This window comes from Micrococcaceae bacterium Sec5.8, assembly GCA_039636775.1.
GTDB lineage: Bacteria > Actinomycetota > Actinomycetes > Actinomycetales > Micrococcaceae > Arthrobacter.
Genome location: CP143429.1, coordinates 2,404,290 through 2,420,892, shown reverse-complemented (window position 1 = coordinate 2,420,892; position 16,603 = coordinate 2,404,290). Strand labels below are relative to the sequence as shown.

Genomic DNA, 16,603 nt, shown 5'->3' with positions numbered 1-16,603 from the left:
GTGCCATAGGGTTGGATCATGTTCAAGCAGCGCGTAGTTTTCGTCCACGGGGCCGGCAGTTTCGGTGCTGCCGCGTGGCCGAAACAACACGGCCTGGCGCTGCGCTATGACGCCTTGTTCCTCCGCCGCCACGGGTACGACCCCGTTGCCGAGCCGCTGGAAACGAACTTCACCGTCGACGCCGGCGTCGTGCTCAGCGCCCTGGCCGGCGAGGCCCGCGGGGTGGCCGGGGGCCACGTGGTGGCTCACTCCCACGGGGCCATCGCGGCGATGATGGCCGCCGTCGAACGTCCTGATTTGGTGCACTCGCTGACGCTCGTGGAACCGGCCTGCCTCTCGCTTACCGCCGAACTGCCCGCGACGGCGGCCCACCGGGCCCTGATGCAGCCACTCTTCGACGTCCGCCGCCACCTCAGCGATGAAGACTTTCACCGCGAATTCGTCCGCCGGATCTCCGCGGCCCAGACCCCCGCCCAGGCAACGATGGGCGCTCCCAGTCCAGAGGACCAGCGCGAGGCACGCCGCCTGCGGCTACAGGCTCCGGCCTGGGAGGCTCCGCTGCAAATTGTCCCGGGCGTCCCCACACTGGTCCTGACCGGCGGCTGGGAACCGCTCTACGAGGAAATCGCGGAGTACCTGCGCGAGACCGGCGCCGTGCACCGCACAGCACCGGGCGGGCACCGGCCCCAGGATTCCGCCGAAGGGGACCGGCTCATCCGGGAGTTCATTGCCGACGTCGGCCGGCACCAGCACGCCCAGGCCTCCTAAAGCCCGTCAGGCCCGCGCAAAACTGCGCCCGTGCGGCCCGCGCCCTAGGCTGTAGGGCATGAGCAGCATCATCGAATTCAGCGGCCCCGTTCTCATCGGCCCGGACCAGGAGCGCCGCGGCCTGTGGGCCGTGGACGGTGCTTTGACGTTCCAGCGCCCCCACCAGGCGCCGGACCACGTCTTCGACGGGTGGGTCATCCCGGGGCTGGTCGATGCGCACTGCCACATCGGCCTCGGTCCCGAGGGGGATGTTCCCGGAGAGGTCGCAGAGCAGCAGGCCGAGACTGACCGGAACGCCGGCACGCTGCTGGTCCGCGACGCCGGTGCTGTCCACGACACCCGCTGGGTCCAGCAGCGGAAGGACCTGCCGCGCCTCATCCGCTCCGGCCGGCACATTGCCCGGACGCGGCGGTACCTGCGCGGTTTCGCCGTCGAGGTCGAACCGGCGGACCTGGTTGAAGCGGTGCGCAAGCAGGCGCGCGACGGCGACGGCTGGGTCAAGCTCGTGGGGGACTGGATCGACCGTGACGCCGGTGACCTCGCCGCCTCTTTCCCGGCCGCAGTGCTGCGGGACGCCATCAGCGCCGCCCACGACGAGGGCGCTCGGGTTACGGCACACTGCTTCGCCGAAGACACGCTCGATGACATGCTCGACGCCGGCATCGACTGCATCGAGCACGCGACCGGACTTCTCCCGCGGCATATGCCGCGTTTCGTCGATCAAGGCGTGCCGATTGTTCCCACGCTGATCAACATCGCCACTTTCCCTGACATTGCTGCCCAGGCAGGAGCAAAGTTCCCCCGGTACGCCGCGCACATGCTGTCACTCTGGGAGCGCCGGGCGGAACGGGTCCTGGAAGCGTTCGACGCCGGCGTGACGATCTATGCCGGAACCGACGCCGGCAGTGTCATCCGGCATGGCCGCATCGTCGATGAGCTGCAGGCGCTGCACGCGGCCGGGCTCCCCGCCGCAGCTGCCCTCAACGCCGGCGCCTGGGCTGCCCGGGAGTGGCTGGGGGCCCAGGCGATCGCCGAAGGCGCCGGCGCAGACGTCCTGGTCTGCGCCGAGGACCCGCGCAGAAACCTGGCCACCCTGCAGGCCCTGAAGCACATCGTGCTGCGCGGAGAGCCGGTGTTTTAGCCACAGCGCCTGACCATGAGGAATAAATTGAAGCTTCAAGTAATTTAGCTCTAGGTAAGGTCATCGAAGGTCGGTGGCCGTTCAAGCACCGGAGTGAGCATATGAGCGCAGAAACCAGCATCCAGGATCTCCTTCCCGCCGAACTCACCATGGGCACCGTGATGCTCAAAGTTGGCGACATGAAGGTCATGACCGACTACTACCAGCGTGCCCTGGGCCTGGAGATTGTGGCCGAGCAGGACGGCGGCCTCTACCTCGGACGCCAGCAGAAGCCGCTGGTACACCTCGCCCCGGCACCCGGACTCAACGTTCCTGCCCGCGGCGAGGCCGGCCTCTTCCACACCGCCCTGCTGTTCGAGGACCAGTCCGCACTGGCCGCGACCGTCGCCTCCGCTGCCCAGTTTGAGCCTCAGTCCTTCACCGGCAGTGCAGACCACCTCGTCAGCGAGGCCTTCTACTTCAACGACCCGGAGGGCAACGGCATCGAGCTGTACTGGGACCGGCCCCGCGATGCCTGGTCCTGGGACGGCAAGACCGTGGTGATGGACAGCCTCGCCCTGCCGCCGCAGCGGTACCTGGAGCAGCACCTCACCGAAGCGTCGCTGGCCGGCCAGCGCGAGGCGGCCGCCGGCGTCGGGCATGTCCATCTCCAGGTGGGCGATGTGCAGTCCGCGCAAAGCTTTTATGTGGGAACCCTGGGCTTCGAGAAGACCGCCGGCTGGCACGGGCAGGCCCTCTTCGTCTCCGCGGGCGGCTACCACCACCACATGGCCATGAACGTGTGGAACAGCCGCGGAGCCGGACCCCGCCGCGACACCCTGGGCCTGGGCGAAGTGCTGATCGAAGTACCCTCCGGCGACGACGTCGGAGCCCTCGCAGACCGGCTCAAGACCGCCGCCGTCCAGTCCCACCAGACCGGCGCCGAACTGCGCTTCGAGGATCCGTGGCGCAACCGGATCCGCGTCACCGTCCGCTAACCCGTCCATCGGGACATGCCCATCGGTAGCGGCGGGGGATGGACATAGCCGCATCATGTCCATCCGGCGCGGCCGGGGGAGGGCATGTCCGGCTGAGCGTAGGCCGTCGTGTCGCCGCCAATGTCCGCAGCGGCATTTCGTGGCCCGGGTGAGCTAGAAAGTAGGCATTCAAACCGACGGACATGCCCAACGTTCAGACAGTCCTCAGAGCATGTCCGGCGTTCACGCCGATCAATGGGCTTGCCCAACCGCCGGCCTCTAGTCTTGGGGACATGTCCATTGGACGCGGCGGGGGACGGGCATAGTGGCAATATGTCCATCCGTCGCGGGCAAGGGAGGGCATGTCCATTCTTTAAGCGCACGACCGCTGGACATGTCCGCTCTTTCTGATGCCGCCCGGACATTTCCGTCTGTCGTCCGCGCGGGCGGAACATGTGCATCTGCCGCCGGCTCGGACGCCGGACATGTCCATCTCCCGCCCGCGCGGGCGGGCATGTCCATCTCCCGCCCGCGCGGCGGAACATACGCTTCTGCTGCTTGCCTGAGCGCCGGACATGTCCAGTGGCCGCGTCCAGGAATGGCCATAGCGGCACTATGTCCATCCGTCGCGGCCGGGGAAGGGCATGTCCGGTAGGGGTGGGGCGAGGCTCGGGCGGGGGTGGGGCTGAAACGGCTAGGCTGAAGCGACGCCGAAAACCGTGGCCTTGCGCCGCCAGATTCTAAGGACGAGTTTCATGGGAATCACCGAAGTCTTTGTCTCCACCCACGATGAAGCCCTCAAGCGAGCTGCCGCCCTCGACGGCGGTGCTCCCGCGGCGCCCGCAGCCGTCCGGATCGCGGACATCACCGACTTCGAGATCGAGCGCCTCGGGGATCTCGCCGGCACCGCGGTTCACGCCGCCGGCGCCGACTACGAACTGGCCATGGTGGACGTTGCCAGTGATTCTTTGCTCGGCGTGCCGCCGGCGATGGTCCGCGCGCTCGCCGAACTGCTCAGCTACGAAACCGAAGGCGAGGGCGACGTCCTCGAGGAGGTCGCCGAAAGCTGGGCCGCCGAGGAGGACATGCCCTTCGGTACCGAGCAGTCCGTCCGTTACGTGAAGCAGCTCGCCGAGCTCGCCGGTGCCATCGATCCGGCCAGCAAGTCCGGCTTGTATGTCTGGACTTCCTAGCGCCGATCAGGACCTTGCTGGACCGGTTGCGGGTGTCAAGTCGAAATCCCGCCGCTGATCTGGCACAATAGACAGGTACTCGATCTGCGTGGCCCCTCTCTCCGCGTCCGGATCCTGTCCTTTTAGAACCCCCTAGTACGGCCCGCCCCACGGGTGCAGAACGCCGGGCTCGACCCCGTTTCAGAAACAGGAGTGACCACAAAAGTGGCCGTAAAGATTCGCCTTAAGCGCTTTGGCAAGATGCGCGCACCGTACTACCGCATCGTCGTCATGGACGCACGCTCCAAGCGTGACGGCCGTGCCATCGAAGAGATCGGCAAGTACCACCCGACCGAAGAGCCCTCGTACATCGAGGTCGACACGGACCGTGCCCAGTACTGGCTCGGCGTCGGCGCACAGCCGTCCGAGCAGGTCGCCGCGATCCTCAAGATCACCGGTGACTGGCAGAAGTTCAAGGGTCTCCCGGGCCAGGAGGGCACCTTGAAGACCAAGGCTCCCAAGGCTGCCTTCGTGACGCCGGAAAAGGGTTCCGTGATTATCCCGGAAGCCATCACCAAGAAGGCCAAGAAGGACGATGCAGCCGAGGCTCCCGCCGACGCCGCAGCAGAGACCACCGAGGCTGAGTAACTTGCTGGCCGAAGCGCTCGAACACCTCGTCCGTGGGATCGTTGACAGTCCCGACGATGTCAAGGTCAGTGCCAAGAACAATCGCCGCGGGGACACCCTCGAAGTGCGCGTTCATGAGGACGACCTTGGACGGGTGATCGGCCGCCAGGGCCGCACCGCACGCGCATTGCGCACTGTGGTGGCAGCCTTGGCGGATGGCGAGCCGGTCAGGGTCGACGTCGTCGACACCGACCGCCGCCGGTAACGCTTTCAGCAACACTTGCCTTGAGTCCGGCCCCTTCACCAGATAATGGTGGAGGGGCCGGACTGTTTTCCCCAGCACCCACCATCACCAACCCCGAACAGAGGATCAGATGCAGCTCCAGGTGGCACGAATCGGCAAGCCCCACGGCATCCGCGGCGAAGTGACCGTCCAGGTACTCACGGACGCACCCGGTGACCGCTTCACTGCGGGAACCCAGTTCGTGGTGGAGCCCGCCACGGCCGGGCCGCTGACGATTCTCAGCGCCCGGTGGAACAAGGACATCCTGCTGCTCGCATTTGAGGAAATTGAGACCCGCAACGAGGCGGAGACCCTCCGCGGCGCCAAGCTCTTCGTGGAAACCGAAGAGCTCGACGACGATGACGACGACGAGGGCTGGTACGAGCACGAGCTTGAAGGCCTGGAGGTCCGCGTCGGCGACCAGGTGGTGGGCAAGGTTTCGGGCCTCCATACCCTCCCGGTCCAGGACCTGCTGGTAGTCACCGCCAACGACGGCAAAGAAGTTTTGATCCCGTTCGTGGAGCAGATCGTCCCGGAAGTCAACGTCGGCGAAGGCTACGTCCTCGTCACCCCGCCGCCGGGACTCTTCGAAGTTAACGCCGAGGACGAGGCCAAAGCTGAGACCAAAGCCAAGCCCGCGTCCGCCGGTCCGGCCGACGCCAGCGTCAGCGCCGACGCCAGCGACAACACCGGAGACAACACCGGAGACAACGCCTAAATGCGGATCGACGTCGTCACCATCTTCCCTGAGTACCTGGCCCCGCTGGAACTGTCATTGATAGGCAAGGCGCGCCAGGACGGGCTGCTGGAACTCAACGTCCACGACCTCCGGAACTTCACCACCGACCGCCACCGGACCGTGGATGACACCCCGTACGGCGGCGGCGCCGGCATGGTGATGAAAGCGGAGCCGTGGGCGCAGGCCCTGACATCCGTCGCCGCCGGACGATCGGACACTCCCAGCTCCGAGGTTTCCAGCACCGAGGCTCCCAGCTCCGAGGTTTCGAACTCGGACACTCCCGCTGCGGACCCGTCCGGCCAGGAGCAGGCAGCCAAACCGGTGCTGATCGTGCCCTCGCCAGCAGGCGAACGGTTCAGCCAGGCCACGGCGCAGGAACTCGCGGGGGAAAAGGCCCTGGTGTTCGCTTGCGGACGCTACGAGGGCATCGATGAGCGCGTCATGGAATGGGCTTCTGAGCACTTTACGGTGCGGCCCATGAGCCTCGGTGACTACGTCCTTAACGGTGGCGAAGTGGCCGTGCTGGCGATGGTTGAGGCCATCGGACGGTTGCTGCCGGGCGTCGTCGGCAACCCCGAATCCCTTGTGGAGGAATCACACTCAGACGGGCTGCTGGAGTACCCCGTCTACACCAAGCCGTCGAGTTGGCGGGACCGCGACGTCCCGGCAGTACTGCTCAGCGGCAACCACGGCAAGATCGCGCAGTGGCGCCGGCACGAGCAATACCGGCGCACCGCCGAACGCCGCCCGGACCTGCTCGCCGGGTTCGACGCCGGCAAGTTGCCCCGCGCGGACCGGACCGCGTTCGCTGACCTGGGGTACGCCGTCGTCGACGGCCGCCTTGCGCTGCGTCCCGACGCCGGCGGTAACCCCGCCTGACCGGATTGGCTGGATGGGCCCGGGTATGGCAAAATTAGTCCTTGTGCCTGCTGGGTAGCGAACCTGCCACAGGGGGAGCGTTACCAACAGCGCGGCACCCCGGCCCCCGTCAATTCCTGACGGTGCCGGATCAACAATTTTTCGGCGGGAATTCCCGGGCCGCACCTTAGCCCGGGCTTGGCCGCCGTGACCCCACGTAAATGACCTGTGGCGTTTGCCAGGAGTGAATCAATGCATATTCTCGATTCCGTAGATGCAGCCTCGCTGCGCACCGATGTTCCGACGTTCCGCGCCGGTGACACCCTCAAGGTTCACGTGAACATCATCGAAGGCAAGAACTCCCGCGTCCAGGTCTTCCAGGGCTTCGTCCTGGGCCGCCACGGCGATGGCCTGCGCGAAACCTTCACCATCCGCAAGGTCTCTTTCGGCGTCGGCGTGGAGCGTACCTTCCCGGTGCACTCCCCGATCATCGACAAGATCGAGCTCGTCTCCAAGGGTGACGTGCGCCGCGCCAAGCTGTACTACATGCGCAACCTGCGCGGCAAGGCCGCAAAGATCAAGGAAAAGCGCGACTTCCTGACCGGCAAATAAGTCCTTCGGACTTCCCTGCGGGTCCACGGACCGTATCCGGCCAGCGCCGGAACATCCGCAACAGCGCTGTTCACGTTCGAAAAGCGTTAGAGGATACGGATCATGGAACAAACAAAACGCCAGCCCAGGAAACTCGGCTGGCGTTTTGTTTTGCTTGCCTTGGTCCTTGCCGTGGTCATCAGCGGGTTGGTCCGGTCCCTGTGGATCGATGTGTACTACATCCCGTCCGCCTCGATGGAGCCGCTCTTCCGCGAGGGGGACAGAATCCTCGTGTCCCGCACGGATTTCCGCGCCGACCCGCTCGGGCGCGGCGACATCGTCGTCTTCGACGGCCGTGGCTCTTTCGCACCGCTGAACAGCGGCAACGGCCCCTTGCTGGACTTTCTGGCCGGCGTCGGACACTGGGTGGGTCTCTCCGGCGCCGACAGCACGTACATCAAACGCGTCATCGGGCTCCCCGGTGACCAGGTGGTCTGCTGTGACACCGGCGGCCACCTCACAGTAAACGGTCAGCAAGTTGCGGAACCCTATCTTTATGCAGGCGACGCCCCCAGCGAACTGAAATTCAGCGTCAGCGTTCCCCCTGACCGTCTGTGGCTGATGGGGGACCACCGCTCTCTCTCCGCCGATTCCCGAAGTCTGCTGGGGGCCCCCGGCGGAGGCATGGTGCCGCAGGAACGGGTGGTCGGCAGACCCGTCCAGATCATCTGGCCGCTTGATAGATTTGCAGCAGTAGCACGGCCCGCCGAGGCCGCTCCAACAGTGGCCACTCCAACAACAGAGAAGAACGGACAGTAGATGCCCGAGACCGGACCCCGGAATCCCGATCCGAGGGGGCAGGACCAGCCCCGGGTGACCTCCGCAGCAATCCCCGGCGCGGAGCGCTCCTCGGAGACCGGTGTCCGTACGGATCCCGGCTCGACCCCCGGTGCCGGTGCTCCGGATGCCCGCGCCACCCAGACGTCCCAGCTGCCGCACTCTGCGGAAGCGGCGTCTCCGACGGCCCCGGCGTCTCTCGCGTCTCCGACGGCCCCGGCGTCCCCGCCCGAGTCCGTGTCCGGCAGCCCGGCGCCCGACAGCCCCGCGCCCGACAGCCCGGCGTCCGACAGTCCCGGCGCGGGCGGACCGGCCCACGCAGGGAACTCGTCGAAGAACGCACGCCGGGCGGAAGCCCAGGAGCGCCACAGCCCGCTGTTCCTCTGGGTGAAGGAGGTGGCAACCGTGGTGCTCGTCGCCATCGTGCTGTCCTTCCTCATCAAGACCTTCCTCTTCCGGGCCTTCTACATCCCCTCCGAATCCATGGTCAGCACGCTGGACGTGAATGACCGCATTTTTGTGAACCTCCTGGTCCCCGAACCGTTTGCCCTGGAGCGCGGCGACGTCGTTGTCTTCCGGGACACCCAGGGCTGGTTGGCTCCCGCGGTGTCGAAGCCGGCCGGTCCCTTTACCTGGGTGCAGGATGGCCTGACGTTCATTGGTCTGCTGCCGGACAACTCCGAGCAGCATCTCGTGAAGCGCGTGATCGGGCTGCCGGGCGACCACGTGGTCTGCTGTGACGCCGGCGGCCGGATCATGGTCAACGGCGCGCCGTTGGAGGAGACGTACATCAATCCCGCCGAGGTGCCCCAGATCCGCGACTTCGACGTCGTCGTCCCCGACGGCAAGGTCTGGGTGATGGGCGATAACCGGAACCACTCCGCCGACTCGCGTGCCCACGAGGACACCAACGGCGGCTTCGTCGACACCGCCGACATCGAAGGCCGGGCCGCCGTCATCGCCTGGCCCTTCAACCGCCTCGGCGCCTTGGACAACTATCCCGATGTCTTCCGCGGGGTGCCCGCACCGGCCGGAAAGTAGCGGCTGAACCCATGTCCGAAGCCCCCACCCTCGACTACGAGCGCCGCTTCCGAACCTCCGGCGCCCGCCTGGTGGCCGGCGTCGACGAGGTAGGCCGCGGCGCCCTCGCCGGACCCGTCAGCGTGGGCATCGCGGTAGTGGATCTTCAGCAGCAGACACTGCTCGCCGACGTCCGGGACAGCAAGCTGCTCAAGGTTGCGGACCGCGAACGCCTGGTTCCGGTGGTGCGGAGCTGGAGCGTGGCATCCGCCGTCGGGCACGCAACGGCCAAGGAGATTGACGACGTCGGCATCGTCGCCGCACTCCGGCTCGCCGGCACGCGGGCCTGGCTTGCCATCCTCGCCGCCGGCGTGACCCCCGACGTTGTGCTGCTGGACGGCAGCCACAACTGGTTGTCGCCGCAGTCCCAGCCGTCCCTGTTCGACGACGGCCCCTCTGAGCCGGGCTGCGACGCGCCCGTGCACACCCTGGTCAAGGCGGACATGCAGTGCCTGAGCGTTGCCGCCGCCTCCATCCTGGCGAAGGTGGAACGCGACGGAATCATGCGCGGCCTGCACACCGAGCACCCCGCCTTCGGCTGGGACGTGAACAAAGGCTATGGCACCGCGATCCACAAGGACGCACTCCGCGCCGCCGGTCCCACGCCCTACCACCGCGTGAGCTGGCAGCTGCTCAGCGACTGACGCTCCCTCCCTGGCGGCCGCGCCCAGATTTCCGGCGCCGGGGTCCAGCGCGCCGGGACCGTGGCGCGCAGCCCGCGCAGGATGGTGCAAGATGGAACCATGAGTGCCGAGGACCTTGAAAACTATGAGACCGACATGGAGCTGCAGCTCTACCGCGAGTACCGCGACGTTGTCGGACTGTTCACCTACGTGGTCGAGACCGAACGGCGTTTCTATCTGGCCAACCACGTTGACCTGCAGGCCCGGAGCGCCGACGGCGAGGTCTACTTCGATCTGACTCTGCAGGACGCCTGGGTCTGGGACGTTTACCGCTCCGCCCGCTTCGTCAAAAGCGTCCGCGTGATCACGTTCAAAGACGTCAACGTCGAGGAACTTCCGCGCAACGAGGAACTGGCCCTGCCCAAGGTCGGCGACCTGGGCAACTGACCCGTCCGTTCATCGGTGGCCCGGCTGTAGCCGGGCCCGGGCCGTGGACGCGCGCCCACTTCTCCTCCCCACCACGGAATAAGCTCCGGCTATCCACATAGGGCCCTGACGCTCTGGGTTGCCCGCCGTGCTGCCCGCACGCTGGAGTCATGAGAGCAAAGGACGTGCTGGGCCGTCGCGGCGAGGAACTCGCCTCCGGCTACCTCCAGGCTCAGGGGATGCGGATCCTGGACCGCAACTGGCGGTGTCCCGAGGGCGAGATCGACATTGTCGCCGTCGACGGCGGCACTCTGGTCTTCGCCGAAGTGAAGACACGCACGTCCCTCGCGTATGGCCACCCGTTTGAGGCCGTGGGCGCGGACAAACTGGCGCGGCTGCACCGCCTGGCCGCGGCCTGGTGCCGCCACCATGGACTGTTGCAGCCGCCGCGCCGGGTGGACGTCGTGGCGGTGCTCGACGACGGCAGCGGCGAACCTGCCGTTGAACACCTCAAAGGGGTGGCATAGGTGGCGCTCGGCCGGACCTACTCGGTGGCGCTCGTGGGGCTGAACGGCTACATCGTCGAGGTGGAGGCCGACATCGGCCAGACCCTCCCGGCGTTCATCATCCTGGGCCTGCCGGACGCTTCGCTCAACGAGGCCAAGGAGCGGATCCGGTCGGCTGCGCAGAATTCCGGGATCCCTTTGAGCCGCCGCAAGATCACGGCGAACCTCATCCCCGCGTCGCTGCCCAAACGTGGTTCCGGCTTCGACCTGGCCATCGCCATGGCCGCTCTCCTGGCTTCCAACGATGTCCGTTCCACCGGACGGACGGTGTTCATCGCCGAACTGGGACTTGACGGCAGGCTGCGGCCCGTCCGGGGTGTTCTTCCGGCCGTCATGGCGGCGGTCCGGGCCGGTTACACCGACGTCGTCGTAGCGCAAGCGAATGCCGCCGAGGCAGCCCTCGTTCCCGGCGCCCGCGTGCAGGGTTATGCCACGCTGGCCCGCCTGGCCTTCGACTTCGGCGCCGATCCGCAGGATCTGGCTCTTGATTTCGAGCCCGAACCCGAACATGACGGCGCCGGAGCTCAACCAGGACCGACGCCCTCCCCAGCACTGGATATGCGCGACGTCTCCGGGCAGGGGGAGGCAAGACGGGCGCTGGAGGTCGCCGCCGCCGGCGCACACCATCTGCTGTTGACCGGCCCTCCCGGCGCGGGAAAAACGATGCTGGCTGAACGGCTTCCCGGACTCCTCCCGGACCTCGGCGACGCGGAGGCCATGGAGGTCACCGCTATCCATTCGCTCTGCTCGCTGACCTCAGCTTCCCTCCAACTCGTGCGCAGGCCCCCATACGAGAACCCGCATCACACGGCCACATCAGCGTCCATCATCGGCGGTGGCTCCGGGCTGCCGCGGCCCGGTGCGGCATCCCGTGCCCACCGCGGGGTGCTGTTCCTTGATGAGGCACCGGAGTATGAGCGCAGGGTCCTGGACGCGCTCCGGCAGCCGCTGGAGAGCGGCGAGCTGGTGCTGCACCGGTCCGCTGGAACGGCAGCGTACCCGGCCCGCTTTCAGCTGGTGCTCGCTGCAAATCCCTGCCCCTGCGGCAAAGCCACAGGCAAGGGTGTCGACTGCATATGCACTCCCACGATGCGGCGGCGGTACCTGGCCCGCCTGTCCGGCCCGCTGCTGGACAGGGTGGACATCCAGCTGCAGGTTGAGCGGGTATCACTGGCTGACTTCGGCAAGCCAGAGGCCGAGGAGGACACCGCCTCCATCGCGGCCCGGGTGCGCGCCGCACGGGAGCGCCAAGGCGGACGGCTGCTGCCCTACGGCATGGAGACCAACGCCCAGGTGCCAGGCCGCGTCCTGCGGGGTGTCTTGCGGCTCCCTGCCCGGACAACCCGGATTCTTGACCGTGCCATGGAGCGCGGGTCTCTGACGGCCCGCGGCTATGACCGGGTGCTGCGTCTCGCCTGGACCCTCGCGGACTTGGGACAGCGTGACGCTCCGGCAGCGGACGACATCGGACTGGCCCTCAGCCTCCGGCAGGCCGATGCCGCCGCTTAGCCCTCATTTTGCCTCCCGCCGCCGCAGAGTGCGGCAGCAGAACCCCACGCCAGCTCGTGAAAGGACAAACCATGGCTGAGACAGAACGTACCGCCCGGGCTGCGCTATCCCGGCTGTTCGAACCGCAGGACGCCGCCGGACTCGCGCTCGTGCGGGTTGCCGGGGCGGAGGATGCGCTCAGGATCGCCACCGGCCAGCTGACGGCCGGGCCCGAGGTGGAGCGCGAGATGTTCCAGCTGCTGGACGAGAACGGTTCGGGCAGCGGCTGGACAGGTTTGGGAACGGCCCGGAAGCGCTGGGCGCCGAGAGTACCGGACCTGGCTCCGGCCCGGGACCTCGCAACCATGCAGCGGCTCGGGGGACGCTTGATCATTCCCTCCGACGGGCTGTGGCCCAGCCAACTGGCCGACCTGGGATTACAGGAACCGCTGTGCCTCTGGTGGCGAGGCAGCGAGCAGGAGTTTCCCCGGGCCGCCCGGTCCATTGCGTTGGTGGGTTCCCGGGACAGCACCGCCTATGGCGCCGCGGTCACGGGCGATCTTGCCTATGCACTGGTCCAACGGGAGTTCACAATCATCTCCGGCGGCGCCTACGGTATTGACGCCCACGCCCACCGCGCAGCCCTCGCCGGTGGATCGGGCGCTGGCGCCGGCATGCCCACCATTGCTGTCATGGCCGGGGGAGTGGACCGCTTCTACCCGGCCGGCAACGAGGACCTCCTGCGTGCCGTTGCGAACCAGGGCGCGGTGGTGGCCGAGGTCCCGCCGGGCTCCGCGCCCACGCGCTACAGATTCCTGCAGCGCAACAGGTTGATCGCCGCGCTGGCTTCCGTCACCGTCGTGGTGGAGGCCCGGTGGAGATCGGGCGCGTTGAACACGGCACACCATGCAGAAACCCTGGGCAGGGCTGTCGGTGCCGTGCCGGGGTCAGTGCACAGCGCAAATTCTGCGGGCTGTCATCGGTTGCTCCGGGAAGGCGGCGCTGTCTGCGTCACCGACGCGGGGGAGATTGCGGAGCTCTCCGGCCCCAGTGGCGAATCGTTGCCCGAGCTCAGGAACGGCCCGGCAGCCGTGCAGGACGGGCTGACGCTGGAAGACCTCATCCTGCTGGACGCCCTGCCCTTGCGGACCACGAGTTCCATCGAAAAACTCACTGTCGTCGCTGGCCTCAGCGCCGATTCCGTCCGTGCCGGGCTGGGCCGGCTGGGGCTGCTGGGCCTGGCTGAGACGTACCGCGGCGGCTGGAAGCGCTCCGCCGCTGCGGGCTGATGGCGGCTCGCCGTGCGGCTCCTTGATCGCCGGGTGTTTCCTGCAAGAGTAGGGGAGTGCCCACACAGCAGATCCCGGCCGCACTGGCCGCAGCCGCCCAGGCCTTCGGCCGGTACCTGGAAGCCGAACGGGGGCGTTCCGCCCACACGGTGCGTGCCTACCTCTCCGATGTCGGCAGCCTCCTCGGGCATGCGGCCTCCGAGGGAGTCGAGGATCTCGCTGGGCTGGAACTCGGCACTCTACGGCGCTGGCTCGGCGTGCAGAGCGAGGCAGGCAAGTCCCGCGCCACGCTGGCACGCCGGTCCGCCACCGCCCGGGCGTTTACCGCCTGGGCCGTGCGTGAGGAACTGCTCGCCGCGGACCCCGCCTTGCGCCTTAAAGCCCCGAAACGGGAGAAATCGCTGCCGGGCGTGCTGCATCAGCAGCAGGTGCTTCGGCTGGTCGAAGGCGCAGAAACCGCCGCGGCCGGGGGCCGGCCCCTGCCGTTGCGGAACCGGGCCATGGTGGAACTCCTCTACGCCACCGGGATCCGGGTCGGCGAGTTGGCCGGACTCGACGTGGACGACCTCGATCCCGACAGGAGAACACTCCGGGTGCTCGGCAAGGGAAACAAGGAACGCACGGTGCCGTACGGCCTGCCGGCGGCGCTCGCCGTCGACGACTGGCTCCGCCGTGGCCGGCCGGCCCTTGCCACGGCCACCTCGGGCGCGGCGCTCTTCCTGGGGGCCCGCGGCAGACGAGCGGACCAGCGGCAGGTCCGCAGTGTGGTCCACGATCTGCTGGAGGCACTGGGGGACACGGCCGCCACCGGTCCGCACGCCCTTCGGCACTCCGCCGCCACGCATCTGCTCGACGGCGGAGCCGACCTCCGCGCCGTACAGGAAATTTTGGGTCACAGCAGCCTGGCCACGACCCAGATCTACACGCACGTCTCCGTTGAGAGGCTCCGGCAGAGCTACCAGCAGGCCCACCCGCGGGCCTGAGACGGGCGACGGCGGAAGGGCCGACGCGCACTGTGTCTTCATACGACACGCCGCGTGGCATGCCCGGGAGGACGCGCCGAAGGTCGCTGGCGTAATGAGGTGGGGTACGGCACAATTGGACTCACGCCCGGCAACTCTCAAGCGCCACGTGATGCACTTGACCATCAGCGCTTGACCATCAGGAACCGGCGGCAACTTAATAGTCTGGCAAGGACCACCCAGAGCATGACGGGAACCCGCGCAATAGACAAACATCCAGGCAGAGGTCGTTGGGGAAGACGTACCTACAGCTATGGAGGATGGAATGTCTGTTGCACTGACCCGCGGTGTGTTGTTCGTTCACTCGGCCCCAACTGCCCTGTGCCCCCACGTTGAGTGGGCCATAGGATCTGTTGTGGACAAGCGGACCGACCTTGAGTGGACTGCTCAGCCAGCAGCGCCCGGAATGTTCCGGGCCGAGCTGTCGTGGACCGGGAATCCGGGCACGGGGGCTCAATTGGCGTCCGCCCTCCGGGGCTGGGCCCATCTGCGCTACGAGGTCACGGAAGAGCCCAGCCAAGGCGTCGATGGCGGACGCTGGTCGCACACGCCGGAGCTCGGCATTTTCCACGCCGTCACGGACGTACACGGCAACATCATGGTCTCCGAGGACCGCATCCGGTACGCCTACGAGTCCGGCGCCGGGGATCCCTCCGCGGTCTACCACGAACTGTCACTGGCCCTCGGCGAAGCCTGGGACGAGGAACTGGAGCCCTTCCGGCACGCTGCCGACGGCGCTCCAGTGCGCTGGCTCCATCAAGTGGGCTGAGCCTCTTCCGCAGGAGCACCACACATTCACCATAGCTCTGCAAAAAAATGACCGATGGCGGCAATGTTCACGAAGAACATTGCCGCCATCAGTCGTTGCCGGAGGCCGCAGCAGCGGGAGTTAGATGCTGCGCACGGCGATCACGGCGTTGTGGCCGCCGAAGCCGAAGGAGTTACTCAGCGCGGCAATGCTCCCGGAGGGCAGCTCGCGGGCGGAGGTGACAACGTCAAGCGGAATCTCCGGATCCTGGTTCTCCAGGTTGATCGTGACGGGCGCCTTGCGGTCGTAGACGGCCATCACGGTCAGCACAGCTTCCACCGCACCGGAGGCGCCGAGCAGGTGGCCCATCTGGGACTTTGTGGCCGAGACCGCGACGTCGTCCACATGCTTGCCGAGGGCGGCCTTAAGCGCCGCGTACTCGGGCTTATCGCCGACCGGCGTGGACGTGGCATGCGCGTTGACGTGCACCACGTCCTCGGGCTGGATGCGGCCGTCGAACATGGCGGCTTTGAGCGCGCGGGTGGCCCCCAGGCCCTGGGGGTCCGGGGCGGTGATGTGATAGGCATCGGCAGTGACGGAGGTTCCGGCGAGCTCGGCGTAAATCCGGGCGCCGCGGGCCAGTGCGTGCTCCTCGGCTTCCAGAACCAGGGCGCCGGCGCCCTCGCCCATCACGAAGCCGTCACGGTCGCGGTCGTACGGGCGCGAGGCGTGTTCGGGATCGTCGTTGCGGCGGGACAGCGCCTGCATGGACGCGAACGCGGCAATCGGCATCGGGTGGATCGCGGCCTCTGCACCGCCGCAGACAACGACGTCGGCCTTGCCGGAACGGATCAGGTCCAAGCCCATGTGGACGGCTTCAGTGCCGGACGCACAGGCGGAGACGGGTGTGTGGGCGCCGGCCCGGGCGCCCAGATCAAGGCTGACCGCCGCGGCCGGGCCGTTGGGCATCAGCATGGGCACGGTCATGGGAAGGACCCTGCGGGGGCCCTTTTCGCGCAGGGTGTCCCACGCGTCCAGGAGGGTCCAGACGCCGCCGATGCCGGTGGCAAAAGCCACCGCGAGGCGGTCGTGGTCGATTTCGGTAATGCCCGAGTCGGCCCAGGCCTCGCGGGAGGCCACGACCGCGAACTGCGTGGACGGGTCCATGCGCTTGGCTTCAACCCGGGCCAGGACGTCCGTGGCGGGAGTGGACGCGCGGGCGGCAAAGTGGACGGGCAACTCGTATTTGGCCACCCAGTCATCTTCGAGCGTGTGCGCGCCGGAGACGCCCTTCAGCGCGTTCTTCCACATCGTGGGGACATCGCCGCCAATGGGCGTGGTGGCACCCAGACCGGTAATGACTACTTTGCGTGCCATGGGATCACTCTC

Annotated in this window: 19 protein-coding genes; 18 read left to right on the top strand and 1 reads right to left on the bottom strand. The window is 67.4% G+C overall.

The window, feature by feature from the left end; genetic code table 11:
• Positions 1 to 18: 18 nt before the first annotated feature.
• The 18 genes from VUN84_11165 (at position 19) to VUN84_11080 (ending at position 15,235) form a co-directional block, all read left to right on the top strand.
• Complete coding sequence (locus VUN84_11165; GenBank protein XAS62881.1) at positions 19 to 768, top strand: alpha/beta hydrolase; 750 nt, start codon at positions 19 to 21, stop codon at positions 766 to 768.
• 58 nt (positions 769 to 826) lie between these two features.
• A complete protein-coding gene (locus tag VUN84_11160) occupies positions 827 to 1,909 on the top strand; it encodes an amidohydrolase family protein (GenBank protein ID XAS62880.1) in 1,083 nt (360 codons plus the stop codon).
• A 101-nt stretch (positions 1,910 to 2,010) separates the two neighbouring features.
• Positions 2,011 to 2,886, top strand: a complete 876-nt coding sequence (locus VUN84_11155; protein ID XAS62879.1) for a VOC family protein — start codon at positions 2,011 to 2,013, stop codon at positions 2,884 to 2,886.
• A 734-nt stretch (positions 2,887 to 3,620) separates the two neighbouring features.
• Positions 3,621 to 4,058, top strand: a complete 438-nt coding sequence (locus tag VUN84_11150; protein XAS62878.1) for a hypothetical protein — start codon at positions 3,621 to 3,623, stop codon at positions 4,056 to 4,058.
• Positions 4,059 to 4,262: 204 nt separating this feature from the next.
• Complete coding sequence (gene rpsP, locus VUN84_11145) at positions 4,263 to 4,685, top strand: 30S ribosomal protein S16 (protein XAS62877.1); 423 nt, start codon at positions 4,263 to 4,265, stop codon at positions 4,683 to 4,685.
• Between the two features lies 1 nt (position 4,686).
• Complete coding sequence (locus VUN84_11140) at positions 4,687 to 4,929, top strand: RNA-binding protein (GenBank protein XAS62876.1); 243 nt, start codon at positions 4,687 to 4,689, stop codon at positions 4,927 to 4,929.
• Between the two features lie 109 nt (positions 4,930 to 5,038).
• Positions 5,039 to 5,665, top strand: coding sequence for a ribosome maturation factor RimM (rimM, locus tag VUN84_11135; GenBank protein ID XAS62875.1), 627 nt, complete (start codon positions 5,039 to 5,041; stop codon positions 5,663 to 5,665).
• Positions 5,666 to 6,565: a tRNA (guanosine(37)-N1)-methyltransferase TrmD gene (gene trmD, locus VUN84_11130; GenBank protein ID XAS62874.1), complete on the top strand. Its 900-nt coding sequence runs from the start codon at positions 5,666 to 5,668 to the stop codon at positions 6,563 to 6,565.
• 231 nt (positions 6,566 to 6,796) lie between these two features.
• Positions 6,797 to 7,156, top strand: coding sequence for a 50S ribosomal protein L19 (gene rplS / locus VUN84_11125; protein XAS62873.1), 360 nt, complete (start codon positions 6,797 to 6,799; stop codon positions 7,154 to 7,156).
• A gap of 102 nt (positions 7,157 to 7,258) precedes the next feature.
• Positions 7,259 to 7,954 carry a signal peptidase I gene (gene lepB / locus VUN84_11120; GenBank protein ID XAS62872.1) on the top strand — a complete coding sequence of 232 codons (696 nt, stop codon included), beginning with the start codon at positions 7,259 to 7,261 and terminating at the stop codon, positions 7,952 to 7,954.
• Positions 7,955 to 8,008: 54 nt separating this feature from the next.
• Complete coding sequence (lepB, locus tag VUN84_11115; protein ID XAS62871.1) at positions 8,009 to 9,013, top strand: signal peptidase I; 1,005 nt, start codon at positions 8,009 to 8,011, stop codon at positions 9,011 to 9,013.
• Between the two features lie 11 nt (positions 9,014 to 9,024).
• Positions 9,025 to 9,696 (top strand): ribonuclease HII, encoded by a 672-nt coding sequence (locus VUN84_11110; GenBank protein ID XAS62870.1) that lies wholly within the window; start codon positions 9,025 to 9,027, stop codon positions 9,694 to 9,696.
• A 99-nt stretch (positions 9,697 to 9,795) separates the two neighbouring features.
• On the top strand, positions 9,796 to 10,122 hold the full coding sequence (locus VUN84_11105; protein ID XAS62869.1) for a DUF2469 domain-containing protein: 327 nt from the start codon (positions 9,796 to 9,798) through the stop codon (positions 10,120 to 10,122).
• Between the two features lie 149 nt (positions 10,123 to 10,271).
• Positions 10,272 to 10,628: a YraN family protein gene (locus tag VUN84_11100; GenBank protein ID XAS62868.1), complete on the top strand. Its 357-nt coding sequence runs from the start codon at positions 10,272 to 10,274 to the stop codon at positions 10,626 to 10,628.
• Positions 10,629 to 12,176, top strand: coding sequence for a YifB family Mg chelatase-like AAA ATPase (locus VUN84_11095; protein ID XAS62867.1), 1,548 nt, complete (start codon positions 10,629 to 10,631; stop codon positions 12,174 to 12,176).
• Between the two features lie 71 nt (positions 12,177 to 12,247).
• Positions 12,248 to 13,444 carry a DNA-processing protein DprA gene (gene dprA, locus VUN84_11090; GenBank protein XAS62866.1) on the top strand — a complete coding sequence of 399 codons (1,197 nt, stop codon included), beginning with the start codon at positions 12,248 to 12,250 and terminating at the stop codon, positions 13,442 to 13,444.
• A 56-nt stretch (positions 13,445 to 13,500) separates the two neighbouring features.
• Positions 13,501 to 14,427, top strand: coding sequence for a tyrosine recombinase XerC (locus VUN84_11085; GenBank protein ID XAS62865.1), 927 nt, complete (start codon positions 13,501 to 13,503; stop codon positions 14,425 to 14,427).
• Between the two features lie 304 nt (positions 14,428 to 14,731).
• Positions 14,732 to 15,235 carry a DUF3145 domain-containing protein gene (locus tag VUN84_11080; GenBank protein ID XAS62864.1) on the top strand — a complete coding sequence of 168 codons (504 nt, stop codon included), beginning with the start codon at positions 14,732 to 14,734 and terminating at the stop codon, positions 15,233 to 15,235.
• Between the two features lie 120 nt (positions 15,236 to 15,355).
• Here VUN84_11080 and fabF read toward each other — a convergent pair whose 3' ends face one another.
• Positions 15,356 to 16,591: a beta-ketoacyl-ACP synthase II gene (gene fabF / locus VUN84_11075; GenBank protein ID XAS62863.1), complete on the bottom strand. Its 1,236-nt coding sequence runs from the start codon at positions 16,589 to 16,591 to the stop codon at positions 15,356 to 15,358.
• Positions 16,592 to 16,603: the final 12 nt, after the last annotated feature.

Excerpts from the sequence above, each read along its gene's own strand:
- VUN84_11165 (XAS62881.1), top strand. The coding sequence starts at position 19 with ATGTTCAAGCAGCGCGTAGTTTTCGTCCACGGGGCCGGCAGTTTCGGT.
- VUN84_11160 (XAS62880.1), top strand. The coding sequence starts at position 827 with ATGAGCAGCATCATCGAATTCAGCGGCCCCGTTCTCATCGGCCCGGAC.
- VUN84_11155 (XAS62879.1), top strand. The coding sequence starts at position 2,011 with ATGAGCGCAGAAACCAGCATCCAGGATCTCCTTCCCGCCGAACTCACC.
- VUN84_11150 (XAS62878.1), top strand. The coding sequence starts at position 3,621 with ATGGGAATCACCGAAGTCTTTGTCTCCACCCACGATGAAGCCCTCAAG.
- rimM (XAS62875.1), top strand. The coding sequence starts at position 5,039 with ATGCAGCTCCAGGTGGCACGAATCGGCAAGCCCCACGGCATCCGCGGC.
- trmD (XAS62874.1), top strand. The coding sequence starts at position 5,666 with ATGCGGATCGACGTCGTCACCATCTTCCCTGAGTACCTGGCCCCGCTG.
- rplS (XAS62873.1), top strand. The coding sequence starts at position 6,797 with ATGCATATTCTCGATTCCGTAGATGCAGCCTCGCTGCGCACCGATGTT.
- lepB (XAS62872.1), top strand. The coding sequence starts at position 7,259 with ATGGAACAAACAAAACGCCAGCCCAGGAAACTCGGCTGGCGTTTTGTT.
- VUN84_11110 (XAS62870.1), top strand. The coding sequence starts at position 9,025 with ATGTCCGAAGCCCCCACCCTCGACTACGAGCGCCGCTTCCGAACCTCC.
- VUN84_11105 (XAS62869.1), top strand. The coding sequence starts at position 9,796 with ATGAGTGCCGAGGACCTTGAAAACTATGAGACCGACATGGAGCTGCAG.
- VUN84_11100 (XAS62868.1), top strand. The coding sequence starts at position 10,272 with ATGAGAGCAAAGGACGTGCTGGGCCGTCGCGGCGAGGAACTCGCCTCC.
- dprA (XAS62866.1), top strand. The coding sequence starts at position 12,248 with ATGGCTGAGACAGAACGTACCGCCCGGGCTGCGCTATCCCGGCTGTTC.
- VUN84_11080 (XAS62864.1), top strand. The coding sequence starts at position 14,732 with ATGTCTGTTGCACTGACCCGCGGTGTGTTGTTCGTTCACTCGGCCCCA.
- fabF (XAS62863.1), bottom strand. The coding sequence starts at position 16,591 with ATGGCACGCAAAGTAGTCATTACCGGTCTGGGTGCCACCACGCCCATT.